The sequence below is a fragment of the Candidatus Neomarinimicrobiota bacterium genome (assembly GCA_022567655.1).
Classification (GTDB): Bacteria; Fidelibacterota; SORT01; order SORT01; family SORT01; genus JADFGO01.
Genome location: JADFGO010000003.1, coordinates 1 through 17071, shown reverse-complemented (window position 1 = coordinate 17071; position 17071 = coordinate 1). Strand labels below are relative to the sequence as shown.

The following is a 17071-nucleotide window of genomic DNA, read 5'->3' as shown; positions in this document are numbered from 1 at the left end:
TTAAAGCGGAATGTTTCCATGTTTTTTCTTGGGATTATAATCCACCTTATTTTCCAATAGCTCAAAAGCGTCAATTATTTTGCTTCTCGTCTTATGAGGCATTATAACCTCATCTACGAAGCCTCGCTCCGCCGCTAAATAGGGATTCGCGAATTTTTCCCTGAACTCTTCTTCGAAGCGGCTGCTATCAGCCTCCGGGTCTTTTGACGCTGCAATTTCTTTTTTGTATATTATTTCTATCGCCCCTTTCGGACCCATCACCGCTATCTCAGCTGTGGGCCAGGCAAAATTGAAATCGCTTCTGATGTGTTTGGAGTTCATCACATCGTAAGCGCCGCCGTATGCTTTACGGGTGATGACGGTTATCTTCGGGACCGTAGCCTCGCTAAATGCGTATAACAGTTTTGCTCCATGCTTAATGATACCGCGCCATTCCTGATCTGTTCCCGGAAGAAAGCCGGGTACATCCTCAAATACTGCCAGCGGAATATTAAATGCATCGCAAAACCTCACGAATCTCGCTCCTTTGATCGAAGAATCGCTGTCCAATGCCCCCGCTAAATATTCCGGCTGGTTTGCCACTATCCCTACAGACCTGCCGTCAAACCTTGCAAAACCGATGACAATATTTTTCGCAAAGTCTCTTTGAATTTCGAAAAATTCTCCTTCGTCCACTACCGAGGTGATTACTTCTTTCATGTCATATGGTTTTTCGCGTTTTTCGGGAATAATCGAATCCAGTTTCGGATCTTCGCGGTTCTTCGGGTCTTTACATTCAATTCGCGGAGGATCTTCCAAGTTGTTCTGCGGAATATAACTCAAAAGTTTCCTGAGGGTTTCAAGACATTCCACCTCATTCTCACATGTAAAGTGGCTTACCCCGCTCTTAGTGCCGTGCGTATCAGCTCCGCCCAGCTCCTCTGCCGTGATATCCTCTTGAGTCACTGCCTTAACAACGTTTGGTCCGGTGACGAACATATACGAAGTGTTTCTAACCATCAGGATGAAATCGGTTATAGCGGGCGAATAAACCGCCCCTCCGGCACACGGTCCCATTACAGCCGAAATCTGCGGGATCACTCCCGAGAAGATTGTGTTTCTCAGGAAAATATCCGCATAACCACCGAGGCTCACTACCCCCTCCTGTATCCGGGCTCCCCCGGAGTCATTCAATCCTATCATCGGCGCGCCGACTTTTGCGGCCATGTCCATGATTTTGCAAATTTTTTCTGCATGCCCTTCCGCAAGAGAGCCTCCGAATACCGTAAAATCCTGGCTAAACACAAACACGAGCCTGCCGTTGATCTTCCCCGAACCCGTAACGACTCCATCGCCTAAATATCTCTCTTTTTCCAGACCGAAATCATGTGAACGGTGTCTGACGAACATATCCATCTCGTTGAAACTGCCTTCGTCCAGCAAGATGTCCAGCCGTTCCCGGGCGGTTAACTTACCCTTGTCGTGTTGGGTAGCGATCCTCTCTTCTCCGCCGCCGGCCCGAGCCTCGGAAACCATCTCTTCAAATTTTTTGATCTTAGCGTCAACCATCAGCGAATAATTACGAATTCCTGTTTTTCGAAACCCAATCCCTTATGTATTCCACTCCTTCCGACAGCGGCGTACCCGGTCCAAACAGCTTCCCCACACCGATTTCTCCCAATGCCTTCATGTCTTTCTCAGGAATGATCCCACCCCCTGTCAATAATACGTCCTCAATCTTTTCTTTCTTCATCAGTTTAAGCACCTCGGGAAATATAGTCATATGAGCTCCCGATAATATGCTGAGGGAAATTACGTCAACGTCTTCTTCAAGGGCGGCATTTACTATCATTTCAGGTGTCTGTCTGAGTCCTAAGTATATGACTTCCATCCCGGCGTCTCTGAGCGCACTCGCTATTACCTTGGCGCCCCGGTCATGTCCGTCAAGCCCCGGTTTGGCTATCAACACTCTTATTATTTTTTCCAACACTCTTCCTAAGCCTTTCGGAGCACTTCTGTGTCCAGAGTAATCGTAACCGGTCCGCTATTAATCAGTTCTACCTCCATCATTGCCCCGAACTCACCCGTCTTGACGTTTACTCCCGACTCATTGATTCTGTCAACGTATCTCATATAAAGATTCTCGGCTTTTTCGGGTTTTGCCGCTCTAAGAAAATTAGGTCTTCTCCCTTTTCTGTAATCCGCGCAAAGCGTAAACTGAGATATAACCAATGCTTCTCCGCCAACCTCAATCAAAGAACGGTTCATTTTCCCCGCAGCATCGTTAAATATTCTCAAGTTAACTGTTTTGTCCGCCAACAGTTCAGCCTCCCTTTCTTCGTCTCCTTCGAATACTCCAAGAAGAACGACCAGACCCATTCCTATCTCATTAACTGTTTTATTCCCAACGGCGACGTTACCCCGTGATACTCTTTGCAGAACCGCCACCATACAATCTCAAATAGCGCTCTTCAGGACGATAGAATCGGTCCCTAAGATTTCATCGACTGCCTCGAATAATAACTTATCCGGGTTGACCGAGATTTTGCTCGACAGTATCTCGTTGACTTTTTTACCCTTTGAGGAAACCAAAAACCCGAATCTGCAATTGCCTTTAAACTTCACCGCAGCTTCGCTGACACGCTCTATATCCTCCGGAGAATGAGTCGAAAGATCTATCTTTACCATTACTGATCTGGTCTGAGTTTCAAGTGCATCCTGAAGCGGAATAAACTCGGTAGCTACAAGTTTCGTGTCGGAATTGTCTCTCGTAGACAGTTTGCCGGACACCAGCACCATACTTTCGTCCATTATCAGGTCTTTATAACGTTCATAGACCTCTGTGAACACCAACAATTCGATCGTGTTGTCGTCTATCCCTTCAAGTTGGCAGAAAGCCATCTGTTTGTTATTTCTGTCAAAATGAACTTTAACGTCAATCAGAATTCCACCGGTTTTTATCACCTTATTAGTGCCGTTTAAAGGTTTTCCGGGTACATGGTTCGTAAATGAGTTAAGCTCTATGGCGTATTTTTCAAGCTGATGCTCGATCAAATGAAAACCGAAGGCGCTTAATTCGTTTTTTATCCGTTCGCTGTCACTCCATTCTTCAACGTTGTGAAGATTCGGTTGATCACCACCTATGGTCGCACCTGACTGTTTCCCTCCGAACAGACTCGTCTGTCCGCGGCTCAGTTCGGACTGATATCTCTGGGCGAATTCCAATGCTCTTCCGACGCTCTCGAACTTCGCCGAGCGTTTACCTTCTAATGAATCAAGAGCCCCGGAACATGCGAGAGATTCGAGCACTTTTTTGTTAACAAGTCTCAGATCGACATGTTTTACCAAATCGAATATAGTTCTAATAGGACTGTTTTCCTCAACCGCTTTTATTACCGAGTTGGCTGCCTTTACTCCGACGTTTTTAATTGCCGCTAAAGCGTACTGAATTTTATTGCCGTCTGTTGCAAAATCAGCTTTGCTGCTGTTGATATCCGGAGGGACTATCTCCAGCCCCATTTTTTTACATTCTTTTATCAGAACTTTAAGCCTGTCGGTATCGGTCATTTCGCTCGTCACTGTCGCAGCCATAAACTCCGCCGGATGTTTCACCTTCAGGTATCCTGTTCTGTAGGCTATCAGCGCATAGGCAGTCGAATGGCTTTTATTGAATCCGTACTGAGCAAATTTTTCCAACAGCGTCCAAAGGTCTTTGGATAATTTTTTATCGAGCTTATTCTTGGCGGCGCTTTCGAGGAAATATTTTTTCTGTTCCTCCATCAATTTTCTTTTCTTCTTCCCCATAGCCGACCGCATTATGTCTGCTTTTGAGAGACTCAAACCTGCAAGTTCATTAGCGATTCTCATCACCTGTTCCTGATAAACGATAATTCCGTAAGTCTCTTTCAAAATCGGCTCAAGAGCAGGGTGAAGGTACTCGATCTTCTTTTCTCCATGTTTCCGCTTGATAAACTCCGATATGTTGTCCATGGGACCGGGTCTGAAAAGAGCATTTACGGCGATAAGATCTTCTAATTTTGTCGGCTTGAGCCTTTTAAGCGTATCTTTCATTCCGGGTGATTCAAATTGAAAGATTCCGATTGTCTCGCCCTTACCGAACAGCTCATATATTTCATCGATTTCGAGAGAGATATTCCCAAGATCTACGTCAATTCCCTTTTCTTTCAGCATATCGAGAGTTTTCTGGAGAACGGTCAGGGTGCGCAGACCCAAAAAGTCCATTTTTAACAGCCCGATTGTATCAAGCATCTTCATGTCGTACTGAGTAGTCACATCGTCGGTTACCGACTTATACAGCGGCACATAGTCTGACAGCGCCCCCGGCGTTATAACAACTCCCGCTGCATGAGTGGATGCGTGCCTGCTCATTCCTTCCAGGAGAAGGGAATATTCGATCAACTTACGGTGGGTTTCGTCTTTCTTCTCTATATCAACAAGTTCGGGTACCTTTTCCAGCGCCTCTTCGAGCGAGACGTTAGGAGCGGGAGGTATAAGTTTTGCTATTCTGTCCACGTCCGCGTACGGCATATTCAATACTCTTCCTACGTCTCTGATCGCGGCTCTCGCCCTCATGGTTCCGAACGTGATGATCTGTGTAACTGAATCTTTTCCAAAGCGTTCTTTGATATAATTGATCACTTCGCCTCTGCGCTCATAACAGAAATCTATGTCTATGTCTGGCATACTGATCCTGTCAGGATTTAAAAACCGTTCGAAAATCAAGCCGTATTTTAACGGATCGATTTCGGTTATGCCCAGAGCGTATGAAACCACGCTTCCCGTAGCTGATCCCCTTCCCGGTCCGACCGGTATCCCATTTTCCTTTGCGTACCTGATGAAGTCATTTACTATCAGAAAATATCCGGGGAAACCCATACTGTTTATAGTATCGATTTCGTGCTGAACTCTTTTCTTTATAGCCTCGTCAACGACTTCATATTTTTCGGAAACCCCCTTCCAGACCAGCTTTTCGAGAAATTCTTCCGGTGTGTTCTCACCCTCGGGCAGCGGGAAATTAGGCATGTGAAACGTGCCCGTTTCGAGATCAACGTCGCAGCGTTCCGCCAACTCAATAGTGTTTTTGACCGCTTCAGGCGATTCTACGAACAGCGCTTTCATCTCGTCAGGATCCTTGAAGTAGAAATTGTCAGAACTGTACTTCATCCGGTCGGTATCTTTTAAAGTCTTACCCGTCTGAAGACAAAGCAGCACGTCATGTGCTTCCGCGTGCTCTTTCTTCAGATAGTGACAATCGTTGGTCCCTATCAATTGAATATCGAGTTTTTCGGCAATCCGTGGAACCTCTTTTAAGATTATCTCATCCTCGGGCGTTCCATGATTTTGAATTTCAAGATAATAATTTCCGTTAAAGATACTTTTATATTCCTCTGCGACCGCAAGCGCTCCGTCGGTATCACCCATGGTAAGGCAATGCGCTAACTCACCATTCAGGCAGCCTGAAGTACAAATAAGTCCTTCGCTGTATTTGCGCAGTATTTCCTTGTCGATTCTGGGCTTATAGTAAAAGCCCTCTAAGTAGGCAAGACTCGATAGTTTCATTAGGTTGCCGTAACCGGTTTTATTTTCAGCGATAAGCAGAATATGGTAAGATGTCTTTTCTCTTTTACCCGGTGTGGAACTCTTCTCGAAACGGGTTCGGGGAGCGATATAAGCTTCCATACCTATCAGAGGCTTGACACCCCGAGATTTTGCGTACTTGTAAAATTCAATGGCACCAAACATGTTCCCATGGTCGGTAAGCGCCACCGCAGGCATATCGTATTCCAAGGCAGCATCTACGAGTGAATGAATCCTGCAGGCGCCGTCAAGTAAACTGTAATCCGAGTGGTTGTGCAGATGGACGAAATTACTCATAAAGTACCGAGATAAATAGACATTAACCCGATGAGCATGCCTACTTTTAATAATGTATTTAATCTTTTCAGGTTTGCACTTCCTGAATTTCTCCGCGCAGAAATCATGGTGTAAACTAAAACGAGGTCAACACCCACCAATACCACAGCGAGATAAACTATGTTGTACATCTTATAAAGGAAAGGTAAAAATGTGAGAACTATTAAAAGTCCGAAAGAAATTCCCGCAAGCTTCAGGGAAGCTTCGGTTCCATAGCGTATCGGGAACGTTTTCAATCCGGCTTTGCTGTCTCCCTCCATGTCCTCCACGTCCTTGATAACCTCTCTGCCGAAATGGTAAAAAAAGGAAAAAATCGCCGGTATCATCGATTCCTTAACCCTGCCGACAGCAACTCCGCCGTATATGAACGCTATTGAAGTCAGAAGGGCTACCGTGAGATTACCCCAGAGACTCACTCCTTTTAGACGCGCTGAATATACGTAAGTGAGTATGACTGCGGAAACGGCGATAACCAGCGCGGCTCTGTTCACCATGGCGCCTGATATAATCCCGCCTGTGTATAACATAACAGAAATCCATATCGCAGCGTTTTTGGAGACCTTTCCCGAAGCTATCGGACGATATGGTTTGTTTATGCGGTCGGACTCGACGTCATATATATCATTGACGCTGTTGGCTGCCGCTGTGATCAATACGCCGCTGGTGCACGCAAATATGATCGCGTATGCAGGTTCTATCTTTCCGGCAAGGAAAGCGCCTATAAAAATCGAAATACCGCCTATTGCGGCGTTATGAGGTCGTAAGAGTTGAAGGTAGGCTTTTATGCTGCTTTCAGCCAGATCTTGATCCTCCTCAATTCATGGCGGAAACGAATCGGGCGTGAGAGTTGTAATCCTCTCCGACGTTCAGTTCTGAGTATCCCGCTTTCTTCATAAGCTCCGTCACCTGTTCTTTCTGATGATCGCCGCCGATTTCCATCAGAAGCGTACCGCCGGTTTTAAGAGAATCGGAGGATAGCGATATTATTTTTTTGATGAAATCAAAACCATCCGAATAATCTGTCACCGCGGCTTCGGGTTCCCATTCTCTAACCTCAGGTGGGAGTGATTTAAAAGAATCGAGCGAAACATAAGGCGGATTGGAAATTATCATGTCGTACTTGCCGTCGGGAAACCCGGTAGAAATAAAGTCATGAACCAAAAACCTTATCTTGCCGCCGACTCCATTTCTCTCAGCGTTTGCAACAGCCAGTTCTATTGCTTCCTCGCTGACATCCAAAGCTGTGATAGATGCCGACCCCAAACGACTTGCAAGTGCAATCGCTATGTTTCCACTTCCGGTTCCAACGTCAAGGATATTCAACTCAATTTTATGTTTGTCCTCAAGGATTTCTAAAGCAATCTCCACCATCTGCTCAGTCTCCGGTCGGGGGATCAGGACGGTTTGGTCAACACGCAAAGTCAGACCCATAAATTCTGTCTCCCCCAAAATATACTGTACCGGTTTTCTCCTTCCCCTTTCCTTCAAGAGAGATTTATACTGGATCGTTTCTGACGTTGAGATCACTCTGTCGTATTCGAGATAAAGATCGATTCTCCGCTTTCCGAGCGTGTGAGACAGAAGTAATTCAGCGTTCAGGAGCGGCGAATCGACTCCCTTGCCCTCTAAGTATTCAGAAGACTTATCGAGAATATTCTTTATGCTCAAGAGTTGATCCGGGTTCGGCACAGGAATCAGTTCTCCTTTTCCAGTTCCTGGAGAAGTTTAGCTCTTAGCTCTCTCTTATTCGCTTCAATCAGCTCGTCCAAGTCGCCGTTGACTATCTCATCAAGGCTGTAGAGCGTAAGGTTAATTCTGTGATCCGTAACTCTATTTTGAGGGTAATTGTATGTCCGCACTTTTGCGCTTCTATCCCCTGTGCCGACCATCAGACGTCTCTCGGCGGCTATCTCGCTTTGTTGTTCTTCCTTCATCTGTTCCAAGAGCCTTGTCCTTAATACTTTTAATGCTTTCGCTTTGTTCTTGTGCTGCGATTTCTCATCCTGACATGAGACAACCAGGCCGGTGGGAAGATGGGTTATCCTGACCGCCGAGTCGGTCGTATTGACGCTCTGACCGCCCGGTCCCGTCGATCTGTACACGTCGATCTTTAAATCGTTCATATTGATTTCAACGTCAACTTCGTCCGCCTCCGGCAATACAGCCACAGACGCCGCTGAAGTATGTATTCGTCCGCTCGTCTCAGTCACAGGTACCCGCTGTACCCTATGCACCCCACTCTCGAATTTGAGATCACCGTAAGAGTTATCAGCGGCTACTGACAGTATCACCTCTTTGAAACCGCCTATGTTGGTCGGGCTGCTTGACAATACCTCGTATTTCAAGCCTTTTCTCTCAAAGTATTTCGTGTACATCCTGAAGAGATCAGCGGCGAACATCGCTGCTTCGTCACCTCCGGTGCCGGCGCGGATTTCCAGCACAGCTCTCTTGCTGTCGTCAGGGTCCTTTGGAAGGAGCAGCTCCCTGATTTCCTCCTCCAGAGGTCTCAGGGATTCGTTCAATTCACGAATCTCTTCCTCCGCTAAAGTCTTGAGCTCCTCGTCCTCACCCTTGAGGATTTCCTCATCCTCATCAATTTTTTTCCGGAGATTGTCAACTTCAGCCGCCTTGTCAACTATAGGCACGAGTTCACTCTGTTCCTTGGCAAGCTGGCGAAATCTTTTATTATCAGCCATCACGGAGGGATCGCTCAAAAGCGAGGAGAGCTCATCGTATCTTTCGAGAATTTTATCTATGCTCTGATTGGCTTTCATTTCACCGTGTCCGCTACGAATTGTTCTCCTACGTATTCCTCATAATCATCGCCGAGCGCTGATTTTAATGCTGCAGCAGCTACTTCCAATTGAGCGTCATCGGGTTCATTCGTTGTCAACCTCTGAAGCCAGAGACCGGGCGATACAAGTATTTTCCCGATTCCCGATGCGCCGTATTTGCCGGACAGTTTAATCGCCTCATAACCCAAACCCGCCACGAATGGAATGAGCGGAAGATGCCACGCAAAACGCATCAAGAGGTTTATCGAACCGATAATGTCTATTATGATCGTATCGATTAATCCGAACACGAGGATCGATACTAACATGACTATGAGCAGGAAACTCGTTCCGCATCTCGGGTGGAACCTCGTGAAGGTCTGCGCCTCGGAAGGAAGTAGCCGGCATCCGGCTTCGAAAGCAAATATCATTTTGTGCTCCGCACCGTGATACATGAACAACCGTTTGATGTCGTTCATTAGTGAAATTGCCATAATATACAATAAAAAGAGGGTGATTCTGATTAAACCCGACACAATATTGAACGGCATCGCCTCTCTTTCGATCTCAAACAACTTCGTTGTAAGGACGAGCGGGAGCACGAAAAATATCCCTAATCCGAGGGAAAGTGCAATCAGCAGTGTACCTGCTTTCGCTAACTTCCCCGGTTTGCTGCTTTCATTCTCCGGTTCGAGATCTTCCATACTAATTTCAGCCGACCATTGAAGCGAATCCAACCCGATTTTCAACATTTCAAATAGGGAGACTATTCCCCGCAGTACAGGAACGTTCAAATATTTACGCCTCTCTAAGACAGAGATGAACTCATGCCGGTCGATTTCAATCTCGCCGTTTGATCTTCTCACCGCAGTGGCATATGATCCGGGAGCGCGCATCATAACACCTTCGATAACCGCCTGACCCCCGACAAGTATTTTTTTCTTCTTTTCCATGTTTAATTCAAAAAGAAGCGTCTGAACCTGATGTTCAGACGCCCTGTTTTATTGTAATACGTATTTAAGCTTCTGCTTCTTCGCTGATTCCATATTTCCTGCGGAATTTTTCTACCCTTCCGGCCGAATCCACCAGCTTCTGTTTACCGGTGAAAAACGGATGACATGCGGAACAGATTTCCACGCGCAGATCGCTTGCGGTCGAACGCGTTTCAAACGTATTTCCGCATGCGCAGGTAACTCTGCTTAATTTATATTCGGGATGAATTCCTTCTTTCAATTTCTCCTCCAACTTTTAATTCAATAAGTTTAAAGCGTCTCCAATACGCTGAACGCCTTTATCCAATTCTTCTATCGATGTCGCAAACGATATTCTGATGTTATTATCCGAACCGAATGCCTCTCCCGGTATGACAACGACTTTTGCATACTCGACCAAAAATTTGGAAAACTCGGTGGAATCGTTTATTACGTTTCCGTTTACCGACTTCCCATAGTATGAGCTCACGTCGGGAAATATGAAAAATGAACCCTCCGGTTTGTTGGCTTCAATTCCGGGTAACCGGTTCAAACCGTCGTATATCGCGTCCCTTCTTTCCATGTACTCTTTTCTCATACCCTCTACGTCTTGCTGATCTCCCATCAATGCTCCGACCGACGCCTTCTGAGCTATCGAATTCGCGTTCGACGTGCTTTGCGACTGAATCTTGCTCATTGCCTTAATCAATTCCTTCTCTCCTGCGCCGAACCCGATACGCCACCCGGTCATCGAGTAGCTTTTTGACATTGAGTTCACAGTAAGCGTCAGATCGTATGCCTCCTCATATGCAGCTACACTTTTATACTTCTTCTCATATGTTATACGCTCGTAGGTTTCATCTGATATTATAAGAAGGTTGTTTTCTTTTGCGGATTTGATCACGTCGTGTATGAATTCATCATCCAACATCGAACCCGCCGGGTTCGATGGGGAGTTCAGTATCACTGCGGTCGTCCTCTCGGTAACATAACTGTCGAACCGGTTTTCCGTGTGTCGAAATTCAGATTCAGGATCGAGCTGGGCAAACACCGGTACACCATCAGCCATCTTGACTATCTCGGGGAACGAGACCCAGTAGGGAACCAGTATGATCACTTCGTCACCTTTGTTTACCGTCGCCATTATAGCGTTATATATCGCCTGCTTCGCCCCGCTGGTAACAACAATCTGGTCGTGAGTGAATTTTAAATCGTTATCCCGTTCGAGTTTGAACGCTATCGCTTCCTTAAGCTCGGGTATTCCATCGACCTTCGTATATTTCGTATAACCCTCAGCCATAGCTTTCGTCGCTAAGGCTTTGATATATTCAGGTGTAGGGAAATCAGGTTCGCCTGCTCCTAAATCGACGAGGTCCACACCCTCTGATTTCATATCCGATGCCAGCGCCATTACAACCATGGTGGTGGATGGCTTGATATTTTTTAATCTGTCCGCTAATCTGACCATTTCAACTTATTCCTTCACAGCCAGAAAATATAAGGCTCTACCCGCCTCTCCGCAAGAAGAATAAAGCAGGATTTATTTTGGGATTATGCTTCCGAAGCCTCTGTCTGAGAGGTTGCCTATTCCAAGGTGTTCGGGGATTTTGAAGTTCGTTTCAAAACCTCCGACGAAACCCGAGATTGAGGTGCCGAGTTTGAATGGAGGGATCTCTTTCAGTTCGTGGCGCGCCTTGATCCGCATGTCCACCTCGCACTTAAAAGTTCTTGCAAGACCGAGTATATTCCTGATGAGCATTTTCGAGAGAGCGGCATCGCGTTCCTGCTGGTACAAATACTTAAATTTTCCGTAGTCCTCCTCACCGAGCGCTAACCATGGAGTTTCGAACGTGTACTTCTTACGTTTGGTCGTAACTCCTATCTCGGAGTCAGTTTCGTTTTTCTCTATTTCGATGATCCCGTACTTGTTATGCCCGAGATAGAGTTCAGAGAGCTGCGGCAGCACTTCCTTTAGAGCATCAACACCGTCCTCGACTGCGATGATAAATGGATCGGAATCGAGTATCTTATACTGGATCAGAGGGGTGGACCTAATCTTGTCTGTGGCTCCACCGGAATATTCAACGAGCTTGCTGTCCGGAAATTTCTTGAGCATATACGCCCGGAAATGGTGACTTGAAACCTTACCGTCAGGATTGATTTTTATTCGAACTCTGTATACACGAATAGAACGCATTGAAGGCTCCGGCAAAAGCCCTGGTTATATAAATAAGAATCTTGAAAAACTAATTAAAGTACGCCCTTCTAAGAGTATCCTGCACTATACTACTTCCAATCGCTCATAGATGCAAGGAATTCTTTATTACTCTTGGTTCTTCTCATTCTCTCTAAAAGAAATTCCATACCCTCTACCGGATTCAGATCGCTGAGGAATTTGCGCAGAATCCATAGTCTGTTAAGTTGATCTTTCGAAAGCAGCAGCTCTTCCTTTCTTGTGCCGGAGCGGTTCAACTCAATCGAAGGGAATATCCTTCTGTCACTCAATCTCCTGTCGAGAACAAGTTCCATATTACCCGTCCCTTTGAATTCTTCGAAGATAACGTCATCCATCCTGCTTCCTGTGTCAATCAGCGCGGTAGCAAGTATCGTCAGGCTTCCCCCTCCTTCGACGTTCCTCGCAGCGCCGAAGAAACGCTTAGGTCTGTGCAGTGCATTAGAATCAACGCCGCCTGAGAGTATTTTACCACTGTGGGGTACAACTGTATTATGCGCCCGTGCCAGGCGTGTCAGGCTGTCTAACAGGATGACTACGTCCATCTCGTACTCGACCAGCCTGCGTGCTTTTTCGAGTACCATGTCCGCCACCTGGACATGCCTTTCCGGCGGCTCATCGAACGTGGACGAGATAACTTCCGCATCAACCGACCGTTCCATGTCCGTGACCTCTTCGGGTCTCTCGTCTATCAACAAGACCATAAGTTTTATCTCCGGATGGTTCCTCGTAATGCTGTTAGCCAGTTTTTGAAGAAGCATCGTCTTTCCCGTTTTCGGTTGTGCAACTATAAGCCCGCGCTGTCCCTTACCGATGGGCGTCAATAAATTCATTATCCTCATTGAATAACCGTTCGGTTCCGCCTCGAGATCTATAATCTCTTCGGGATAGAGTGGAGTAAGATTGTCGAAGCGGACTACTTCCTTTGCCTTTTCAGGGTCTTGATCGTTCACCTTTTCGACCTTCAATAAGGCAAAAAACCGTTCATTGTCTTTAGGCGGTCTTATCTGACCCGCCACCGTATCCCCTGTCCTCAGGCTGAACCTCTTAATTTGTGACGGCGAAATATATACGTCATCCGGTCCCGGCAGATAGTTATAGTCCACCGAACGAAGAAATCCGTACCCGTCCGGCAGTATCTCCAATACACCCTCGGAATGTATTTGCCCCTCTTTATCCGCCCTTGCCTCAAGGATGCCGAAAATCAATTCCTGTTTTTTCATATTCGATGCATCCGGCAGCTCGAGCTCGACAGCAAGATTTGAAAGCTCGGCTATTTTCATCGATTGAAGTTCTTTGATATCAGTTTCCATTAAATTCTTTCCTTTTGAAATATTTTATTGCTTGTTGAATTGTGCCGCTGAAAGGCAATATCTAATTTATTTAATCAGACTTCTAACCTTAAATCGTGAAATTCGGTAAACCTTTCGGCAGATAACCCCTAAAATATCTTTCTAATTTCCTGTTTTCGCTTTCGTTTTGCCATGATTTATATATTTGTGAAGAAGTTTGTTCTGCATTTTTCGGGGACAAAACGTTGTAGCTGTGTTAATTTATACTAATAAATCGTCATGTCAAGAAAAAAATATGTTTCGACTAAATTACTCACACTTCGGAATCACTATCTTACAAGCACCATCTTTTTCGTCTTGACAAATTCCCCCGTTTCAAACCTGTAAAGATAGATTCCGCTCGAAACGGCTATTCCGGAAGACGTATCTGTGTATCCCCGGAAATCCTTCCTCTTATTAGACGAAATTGATTCGATATAAGTTTCATAATTCGGTATAAGGATAATAATCTTTCGACTCCAAGCAGCTTGGAATATTCGGCGTATCTTTCCTACATTAACACTCTTTAAGGAGAATTGATGCTGTTATACATCGTCAGGCATGGGGAAACTGAGGAGAATGTGCGGGGAGTCCTGCAGGGAAGAACCCCGGGAAATCTGAACTCCACAGGTATCGAACAGGCGCGAATGACCGGAGAAGCGCTCAGGAACAAAGGGATAACTGCAATACACACTTCCAACCTCGACCGCGCTCTCGACAGCGCTTTGATTATCAGCGATATCATAGGCGCGGTTCTCGTGCCCGAGAAAAACCTGCAGGAACGGAATCTCGGAAACTTGGAAGGCGAAAGCTGGGAGGGTTATTTTAAAGCTCAAGCTGACAGCGGAATGTCGCACACCGAGTTCAAACCGGAGGGAGGGGAGTCTATTATCGAAGTGCAGGAGCGACTAAAACCGGTTCTTGAAGAGCTCACGGGTCAACAGCAGAGAGGCGATCTGCTCATCGTCGGGCACGGCGGTTTGAACACAATAATCCTCGACATGCTTTTGCCGATGCCCCTCAGCGAAATTTGGGAGAAAGGTCAAAATAACGGATGCATCAATATCCTGAACGTTCTCGGACAGATGGAAGCCGAACTCCTGACAATCAACGATTCTGCTCACCTTGCGGCGCTCAAAGATGAAATCGAACATCCCGAAAACAGCTAATCCTTACATCCTGACGTTCCTCATTTTTGTTGCCACCGAGGCGGGGGCGCAGAACAGCTTCCTGCCTCCCGACCCCACCCTCTGGATCGACAAAGAGATCATCTTCCTCCCTATAGACACTTCGAGATTCCTCGAACCGTATAATTCGTGGTCAGTTTCACGGATTAAGTCTATCACCCCTGAACCGGCACAGGTCTATGGTCGACGGGGCGTAATTATAGATGTAGATAAGAAGGATCATTTTGATCCATACTTCGTCACCGTTAACCTCCTCGATTCCGACACACTGTTATACGGGCTCAGTTTCGACGGTCATCTTCGGGATATTGCTTTTATCGATGAAATGAAAAGGGCTCAAAAATTTGTGGGCGCCATACTCTGGAACAACCGCTCAACTTTTTATACTCACGATTCAGTCCTCAACGTCCGGAAGCCGCAGGTAATTACCAACCTCGAACCGCTTTACTTGTGGAAGACAGCATGGAGCGACAGATCGGAAAAACCGATACGTCTCATTCTTTTTGAACCGGGAGGAGTCAAGATATTCATAGACTTGAATTTTTCGGAATTGAACTTGTCCCCTCTTACGGAGCCCGCCTATTTAGAAAAGATATTTCATAAGGTAAACCCGAGAATCGCCAACCCCGGCTGGGACAAAAAACTCTGGCAAAAGATAGAAAATGAAGCTATATCAAAAAAGATGTCCAGAGAGGCTGTATTGCTTTCATGGGGAAATCCCGTGAGGGCGAAAAGCAGGAGAGAGGATGGCGATCTATTTGAAATATGGAGCTATGACAGAGAACCGTTCGTAATCATAACTTTTCGGAACGGCGTTTTAGAATCATGGGAAACCCGGAACGTTGAATAAACCTCATTCTAAATTTAAATGAGCGCCTTCAGGAATATTCTTTTGCCGACGGATTTTTCTCCCTGCGCCGATGCAGCTCTGCATCAGGCGGTAACTATCGCCGAGCGTTCTCAGGGTACGGTAACGATGCTCCACGTTGTTACGGTTCATGAGGGCGATCCGGCAAAGATAAATTCACTGTTTGCAAAGAGCTCTCTCACTTATGACACTGTTATGACATCGGCGGAGGAGATGCTGCACACAAAAGAGGGGATGATTGAAACTCCCGTCCTCATCGAAAAAATCCTGTTAAGAGGAATTTCCCCGACAAGCGAGATCATCAGATACGCAGCTGAAAACAGTTCCGATCTGATCGTCATGGGCACTCACGGGAGAACGGGTATCCGCCGCCTCGTTATGGGCAGCGTCGCCGAAAAGATAATAAGGCTTTCGAATTGTCCGGTTATGACTGTCCGGTGCGGGCCGGACGGTAAACCTCAGGGATATCCGAACTATCGCTCGATACTGCTGCCTGTTGATTTCAGCGACGCTTCCACAACCGCTCTTTGGACTACGTCGGAACTTGCAAGGAGTTACGGAGCCAAACTGACTATTCTGCATGTTACCGAGCCGGTCGAACTTCCGGGATATGTAGATCAGGAAAGCATAGACGAAGATTATATCACAAACAGCCAGGTCGAAGCGGCGGAAACGGCACTCTCTGATTTCTTATCAAAGGCTCCCCTTGAAGGGATCGAAGTCTACACGAGAGTGGCGCACGGAAGACCGGGTCAAAAAATAGTCGACTTCGCTCATGAAGAAGAGATAGATCTCATCGTTATCCCCTCGCAAGGGAAAAGCGGCTTCGAGAGACTCCTGATGGGAAGCAACGTAAACAAAGTCGTACACAGGGCGAATTGTCCGGTTTTGGTACTGAAAAGGGAGAGATAGACCCGTCGAATCAGTTGCTATTTATTTTAAGTCGCTGTCATTCTGAGTCCGCCGGCTGGCGGACGAAGAATCCCGAACAGATACGTGTAAATTAATGGTAATAGACAGTAAACTTATAGTCATTCTCACTCCGGCTGAGATTCTTCACCCGTCAGCCCGTCAGGAGCAGGGCCTTTGACCGGCTGACGGATTCAGAATGACAGTGTGTAAATATATTTTTGTGGCGCAGTCACGCAGGTGCCTGCGTTGTTTTGCTGTGGGGAATACGCAGTCACCCTTCGACTCCCCGCCTTTCATTAGTCGGACAGGAGAAAGGAGGGGATATTATAACTCTCCCCTTGAGGGGAGTATCCGTCCCGAAGGTTCGGGACGGACGAGGGGTGTTATCGTTCGATTATCTCGGAAATTGGAAGAATTATCTAATCACACCCTCCGGCTTCAGACTTCGTCTGAAGCCACCTCCCTCGAGGGAGGAGTCTTATCCCATCTTCGATGGGATAAGTGGGGACAACTCAAGAGTTGTCCCGGGGCAATTCCCCGTCTGACCGATTGCCGGGCAGGCCCGCTTTCTTCGGGGTAAACGTGAATTGCCCCTACAATTTTGCTTACAACGAGATTCTCCAGAGGATTTCAATAAAACGAAGAAGATGCTCCTGCTCAAATAATTTTCGTGAAACTCTGTAGGGGACGCAGATCTGCGTCCCCTACATCCCAAAGAACGAAAAGGGTCAGCCCGTCAGGAGCCGGGCCTTTCACCAGCTGACGGATGACCCGCACTCGCTGTCATTCTGAGGAATCCGCCAGCTGGCGGATGACGAAGAATCTCGTATTTCAACAATAGTGCAGGCGGCGGGTGGTTAATATCTGCCTGAGCTTGCCGCA

The 17071-nt window shown here is 46.6% G+C and carries 15 protein-coding genes; 3 read left to right on the top strand and 12 right to left on the bottom strand.

What is annotated here, in order from left to right; translation table 11 throughout:
• The 12 genes from IID12_00550 to rho form a co-directional block, all read right to left on the bottom strand.
• Window positions 1-1548, bottom strand: a complete 1548-nt coding sequence (locus IID12_00550; GenBank protein ID MCH8287580.1) for an acyl-CoA carboxylase subunit beta — start codon at window positions 1546-1548, stop codon at window positions 1-3.
• 10 nt (window positions 1549-1558) lie between these two features.
• A complete protein-coding gene (locus tag IID12_00545; GenBank protein ID MCH8287579.1) occupies window positions 1559-1966 on the bottom strand; it encodes a cobalamin B12-binding domain-containing protein in 408 nt (135 codons plus the stop codon).
• A gap of 8 nt (window positions 1967-1974) precedes the next feature.
• Window positions 1975-2430 (bottom strand): D-tyrosyl-tRNA(Tyr) deacylase, encoded by a 456-nt coding sequence (locus tag IID12_00540; protein MCH8287578.1) that lies wholly within the window; start codon window positions 2428-2430, stop codon window positions 1975-1977.
• A 6-nt stretch (window positions 2431-2436) separates the two neighbouring features.
• Window positions 2437-5874, bottom strand: coding sequence for a DNA polymerase III subunit alpha (locus IID12_00535; protein MCH8287577.1), 3438 nt, complete (start codon window positions 5872-5874; stop codon window positions 2437-2439).
• Window positions 5871-6731 (bottom strand): geranylgeranylglycerol-phosphate geranylgeranyltransferase, encoded by an 861-nt coding sequence (locus IID12_00530; GenBank protein MCH8287576.1) that lies wholly within the window; start codon window positions 6729-6731, stop codon window positions 5871-5873. The genes IID12_00535 and IID12_00530 overlap by 4 nt, the downstream gene beginning before the upstream one ends.
• Window positions 6727-7581, bottom strand: a complete 855-nt coding sequence (gene prmC, locus IID12_00525) for a peptide chain release factor N(5)-glutamine methyltransferase (GenBank protein MCH8287575.1) — start codon at window positions 7579-7581, stop codon at window positions 6727-6729. Before prmC ends, IID12_00530 begins: the two co-directional genes overlap by 5 nt.
• A gap of 26 nt (window positions 7582-7607) precedes the next feature.
• Complete coding sequence (gene prfA, locus IID12_00520; GenBank protein ID MCH8287574.1) at window positions 7608-8687, bottom strand: peptide chain release factor 1; 1080 nt, start codon at window positions 8685-8687, stop codon at window positions 7608-7610.
• Window positions 8684-9640: a DUF1385 domain-containing protein gene (locus IID12_00515; GenBank protein ID MCH8287573.1), complete on the bottom strand. Its 957-nt coding sequence runs from the start codon at window positions 9638-9640 to the stop codon at window positions 8684-8686. The genes prfA and IID12_00515 overlap by 4 nt, the downstream gene beginning before the upstream one ends.
• Before the next feature lie 64 nt (window positions 9641-9704).
• Entirely contained in the window at window positions 9705-9920 is a 216-nt protein-coding gene (rpmE, locus tag IID12_00510) for a 50S ribosomal protein L31 (protein MCH8287572.1), read from the bottom strand.
• Between the two features lie 15 nt (window positions 9921-9935).
• A complete protein-coding gene (locus IID12_00505; GenBank protein MCH8287571.1) occupies window positions 9936-11126 on the bottom strand; it encodes a pyridoxal phosphate-dependent aminotransferase in 1191 nt (396 codons plus the stop codon).
• 72 nt (window positions 11127-11198) lie between these two features.
• Window positions 11199-11855 carry a hypothetical protein gene (locus tag IID12_00500; GenBank protein ID MCH8287570.1) on the bottom strand — a complete coding sequence of 219 codons (657 nt, stop codon included), beginning with the start codon at window positions 11853-11855 and terminating at the stop codon, window positions 11199-11201.
• A gap of 89 nt (window positions 11856-11944) precedes the next feature.
• Entirely contained in the window at window positions 11945-13204 is a 1260-nt protein-coding gene (gene rho / locus IID12_00495; protein MCH8287569.1) for a transcription termination factor Rho, read from the bottom strand.
• Window positions 13205-13761: 557 nt separating this feature from the next.
• Between rho and IID12_00490 the strand changes: the two genes are divergently transcribed.
• The 3 genes from IID12_00490 to IID12_00480 are packed head-to-tail and all read left to right on the top strand — an operon-like array spanning window position 13762 to window position 16189.
• Complete coding sequence (locus IID12_00490; GenBank protein ID MCH8287568.1) at window positions 13762-14391, top strand: histidine phosphatase family protein; 630 nt, start codon at window positions 13762-13764, stop codon at window positions 14389-14391.
• On the top strand, window positions 14363-15259 hold the full coding sequence (locus IID12_00485; protein MCH8287567.1) for a hypothetical protein: 897 nt from the start codon (window positions 14363-14365) through the stop codon (window positions 15257-15259). Before IID12_00490 ends, IID12_00485 begins: the two co-directional genes overlap by 29 nt.
• A 42-nt stretch (window positions 15260-15301) precedes the next feature.
• Window positions 15302-16189 carry a universal stress protein gene (locus IID12_00480; protein MCH8287566.1) on the top strand — a complete coding sequence of 296 codons (888 nt, stop codon included), beginning with the start codon at window positions 15302-15304 and terminating at the stop codon, window positions 16187-16189.
• Window positions 16190-17071: the final 882 nt, after the last annotated feature.